Genomic DNA, 1,669 nt, shown 5'->3' with positions numbered 1-1,669 from the left:
AATGGAAACCGGGTGTTCATCCAACACTTCCTCAAAGGTTTTTTCCGGCTCTGTTACAGGGGCTGGCGGCTCCGGCTCCTCAATATGCAACCGTTCCACCACCACATCATAAGGTAGATGGTTCTTATCGCCCGGATAGACGGCCACGGTCTCGGAATGAAAGGCTGGGGATTCGGCAGACGGTTGGGGCTGTTCTTGTCCAAAGCCATCCAGCTGACGGGCATACATCCCGCGCAGCAAAGGCGCAACCTCATCCCAGCGGAAATACAGCACAGCCAGACGCTTTTCCTCTGCATCCATGACTTCCAGTTCTATGCCCTGTGCCGTGGTACGGTAATCGGCAATATCGCCGTTCTCCAAATCCAGCGTCTCAATCTCACGAGGATAAGCTCTACTCAGCCAGTAGGCGATCTCACTGTTGCTTCTGCCGGATTGCAGCAGCGCGGAAAGCTGCTGTTTATCCGCTTCATCCATGAGTCCATGGGCCAATACATCCCGCAAGTCTTGATCTGCCTTGTCCGGGTCAATGGGAAGAAACTCGGTATAGTAAGCATTGCGGCGGTCTGCCCGAAGCAGCTGCTCGAACTGTTCTTTGCGCTCTGCCCGATAGATGGGATATACCATGCCGGTGGGCAGAAGCTGTACGGTGTCCTCCCGCAGCTCGGTGATCTGATAGGCGTCATCCTCGATATACACGGTATCGCCCACGGCATAGACTGGGGCGGCAGGGTCATAGGAGGTTCTTTGCGGAGTCGGGCGGCGAACTGCATCATATTCCTCATCGGAAATGGAAACTTCGGAAGTCTGTTCTGTCTCGGCAGCTGCAATCTGCTCTACATCCGACATTACCTGCTGGATAAATGAGGAATTATCCAGTTTCTCCGGATCTGTCACCTGTCCGTTGACGATCCCTCTTTCCTCCAGAGCTTCCCGGATGGCAATAGGGTCGATATTGTCAAAACGATCCTGTTCTTCTTCGGTATAGAACCGGTCCTCCTGAATAAGCTGGGCAAGCCTGCGCTGTACCTTCGGCCAGGGCAGCTGTGTTTCCTCCGGGCTTCCGGCACGGACAACGAACGGGCTGTTGCCGCCACCGTATTCCTGAGCCAGCCATGCAGCGGTATCCTTCTCTCTTGCATGGTCTTTCATATAGCGGACGACAGCGTGTTTACTCTCGATATTGCCGTTCCAAACACAGAGAGCTTTGTCAATATCCTCCTGAGAAAGAGGGCGCAGAAGCTCATGGAGCTTTGGATAGGTTTCGTCGATCACTTCCCGGTGCAAACGCTGGCGGAACTCCGGCACATCCGAATAAAGGCGGATCAGCTCCATATCCTTAGAGCCAAGAACCGCACGGCGCACAGCGGCATTGCCCTCGATGACAGCATTTTCACGGTCGGAATGACCGCAGGCATTTCGATATGCCACATCCTCAGATACGGCGGCAGTCACCACAGGCTTATACTGCTCAAACTGCTCCCGAAGGGTAGGCTTTGGCGTTTCTTCCTCTATCTCCGGCTGCTGGGCTTGAATGGCATCTTCTTCTGCCAGATCCTTTTCAGCCTGGATCTTGTCATACTGCGCTTGTTCCTGTTCGGTAAGATAGCGGCCTTTCTGGACAAGTGAGGTAATGCGCTTGGCAACCTTTTCCCAGTTCAAGTGAACATCC

Annotated in this window: 1 pseudogene; it reads right to left on the bottom strand. The window is 54.0% G+C overall.

The features are described from left to right. A pseudogene (locus ACMP1L_RS05045) lies at positions 1 to 1,669 on the bottom strand (SNF2-related protein); the annotation flags it as partial.

It is taken from the genome of Ventrimonas sp., assembly GCF_048380235.1.
In the GTDB taxonomy this organism is placed as follows: Bacteria; Bacillota; Clostridia; order Lachnospirales; family Lachnospiraceae; genus Brotaphodocola.
Note: the sequence above shows the minus strand (reverse complement) of the source record. Positions and strands in the feature narration are given on the sequence as shown.